General features: G+C 38.0%; 2 protein-coding genes. Both read left to right on the top strand.

The features are described from left to right. Positions 1–1,575, top strand: a 1,575-nt coding sequence (locus ACFIKE_RS08875; protein WP_375649389.1) for a YfjI family protein, incomplete at its 5' end; no start/stop codon positions are given. Between the two features lie 595 nt (positions 1,576–2,170). After that, a partial coding sequence (locus tag ACFIKE_RS08880) for a DEAD/DEAH box helicase family protein (protein WP_375649391.1) occupies positions 2,171–3,230 on the top strand: 1,060 nt, incomplete at its 3' end.

The following is a 3,230-nucleotide window of genomic DNA, read 5'->3' on the forward strand; positions in this document are numbered from 1 at the left end:
AATACTCCCGTCAATGATAACGATAATGTCTCTTTAAACGAAAATACTTGTTTAAAAGCCATTTCTTATGAACAAGCTTTGCAACAAAATGGTTGGGGGCAATTAAAACCGATTGCTACGGCTCTCTTACCTGTCGAGCCTTTTAGCTTATTACAGCTTCCAATGCCATTAATGGACTATATTTATGAGGTTGCCGATCTTCAACAATCTTCTATCGATTTTATTGCTATTTCTGCTTTATGTGGCTTGGCTGCTGTCATTGGCAATGGCGTGCGGATTGCTCCCAAAAAACATGATAATAATTGGAAAATTGTTCCTAATCTCTGGGGTGCTCTTGTGGGGCAACCTTCAACACTCAAAACACCTACCATGCAAGCCGCTTTAACTCCTCTCTATGCCTTTCAAGAGGAATGGCATCAAGAATGGTTAAAGAAGAAAGAACAGCAAGAAAAGAAAGATATTCTTATTGAATTAGATAAACGAGAAAAGAAAAAACAAGCCTATAAAGCACTCAAAGATCAAGATGAGGAACAAGCCCTTGCCCTTCTTTCACAATCTATTGAACACAAAGAAAGTGATGATAACACTCTTGATAAACGACGTCTTATTGTCAACGATGTGACTGTCGAAAAGCTTGGGGAACTCTTAAAAGAAAACCCCCGTGGTCTCTTGATGGTACGAGATGAATTGGCTGGGTTTTTAGCTAATATGGAAAGAAAGGAATACCAAACAGACCGTGCCTTTTATCTAACAGCTTTTAATGGCAATACGTCATACACCTATGACCGTATTGAACGTGGAACCATTCATATTCCCAATGCAACCATTTCCATTATTGGGGGCATTCAACCCTCACGCATTATTCCCATTATTCAAGCCATGTGCCATGGAATAAATGATGATGGTTTCATGCAACGATTTCAAATGATTGTATGGCCCGACGAACGAAAAAAGCGGTTATGGACGGATAGACCTCCCAATCAAAAGGTATGGGAAAGCTATCAAGGGGTCTTTCGTTCTCTTTATGATAAACCGTTAGGCTCACCAAAGCATCCGATAACCATACGCTTTTCTGCTGATGCCCAAGAGATCTTTCGTGTATGGTGGGAAGATTTTCAGAAAAAAATAAATAGTGGTCATTTCTCTACAAATTTACAATCGTATCTTTTGAAAATGGATAAAACCATACCAACACTTGCGTTGATTTTTGAATTGACCGAAGGGGGTCGTTTTGAAATCAATAGAAATGCTCTTGAGAGAGCCTTGTATTGGGAAAAATATCTGTTAAGTCATGCCAAACGTCTTTATGCGGCGCATGATACATTAGCAACAGAAAGTGCAAACTTGCTTGTCAAGCGCTGTGATTATTTACCTAATGTTTTTACTGCACGGGATGTTTATAAACGTGATTGGAAATGTTTAAAAGACAATGAAGCTGTGAAGCAAGCTTTAGAGCTTTTATGCCGTTGCAATTATATTCGTGAAATCTCTGGAGACAATAACTCCCAAGGCGGTCGACCTACCATACGCTATGAATGGCATCCTTTAGTGAAAAGTCATAAAACATTTCAATGAATGAATTTTAAATTCCAATAAAACATATAACTTATGTATTCATAAAATGAAACCTTCAAAACATTTCCCATCTATTGGTTTTGGAGGTTTTGGGGGTTTTGGAGGTGCTTTTTATTCCCCTCTTTATATATTTTAAAAATCAAAATAAAAGTCATTATATTTCAATATGTTAATTTTTATCAACTTTTCAAAAAACAATCTATATCAACATTACAACCTGTAAATTCAACTTATAGCATAGGTTTTGTAGGGGTTTTGGGGGTATAGGGGGGGTATATGCTTTTTATCTTTCTTACAAAGCAAGCAATAAAAGCCTATCAAAACATACATTCTGATATCTTAAAAGCACATATCAAATTTGTCTTTTTTCCATAAAACGAACAGCAAATTTCACTATTTTGCTGATCTTACCTCATGTCATAGGCTGTGGATAAGTAGCCTTTAATAAAATTTCTTTTTAAGCAGGTTATGGGTCTTTAGCACCCTTTTTTTATTTTATTATTGCTATTTGTTTTAAATAGATCTAGCAAATTCTATTTAAAGTTTTTTGACACCGATAGATCAACGCTTATAAAGCGGTGGGGTTTTATTATAAATGCTTCAATCTCATAACAAACCACTGACATTACGCTCTCTGTTACAATCCTACCGTGATCATACAGAAAGTGCGCGCGATAGAGGAACTTCTTTTGAAAAGTTTGTAATTGCTTATTTGACGCAAGACCCTCTACAATGCCAAGAATATGAAAAGGTTCAAACCTATTGTGAATGGGCAAAAGAGCATGGGGAAGATGGACGTGATATCGGCATTGATCTGGTTGCTAAAATTCGTGATGAAGAAGGATATGCCGCTATTCAATGTAAGTTTTATAGTGCAAATCATCAGATCAAGAAAGAAGATATTGATAGCTTTATTGCTGCTTCCGGAAAAAAGATCTTCACACGCCGTATTCTGGTTGATAGCACCGAAGGTAATTGGAGTAACAATGCCGATCTCACCTGTGAAGGACAAGGAGTCCGCATTCAACGGATTAATCTTTTTGATCTGGAAAACAGTCAAATAGATTGGTCAACCTTTGAAAGCAAAGGGGAAGCTACTCTTAAGAAAAAAGAACCGAAAAATCTTTTAGATCATCAACAAGAAGCGCTTAAAGCTGTTTGTGAAGGGTTAAAAGAAGCAGACCGCGGCAAGCTGATTATGGCGTGTGGAACGGGAAAGACCTTTACCAGTCTGAAGATAGCAGAAGCTCTTGCTGGTCAAGGTAAACGTGTTTTATTCCTTGTCCCCTCTCTTTCTTTAATGTCACAAACAATAAGAGAATGGACAGCAGATACAGCAATCCCCTTGCGTTCCTTTGCTGTGTGTTCTGATACACAAGTTGGCAAACGTCGTAAAGCCCAAGATGATGCTGCCGAACTCGATGTCTCGGATCTCGCTCTACCAGCAACAACAGATTCTCAAAAGCTTGGAGAAAAAGCCAATAAGACTTCTCCTGATGCAATGACTGTGGTCTTTGCTACCTACCATTCGATCCAAGTGATTTCGGATGCGCAAAAGAAATATGCTTTACCGGAATTTGATCTGATCATTTGTGATGAAGCACACCGTACCACTGGAGCTGTGTTAGGAACAGACAAGAGTGAATCTGAGTTTA

The sequence above is a fragment of the Bartonella sp. MU70NMGDW genome, from assembly GCF_042194085.1.
In the GTDB taxonomy this organism is placed as follows: Bacteria; Pseudomonadota; Alphaproteobacteria; order Rhizobiales; family Rhizobiaceae; genus Bartonella; species Bartonella grahamii.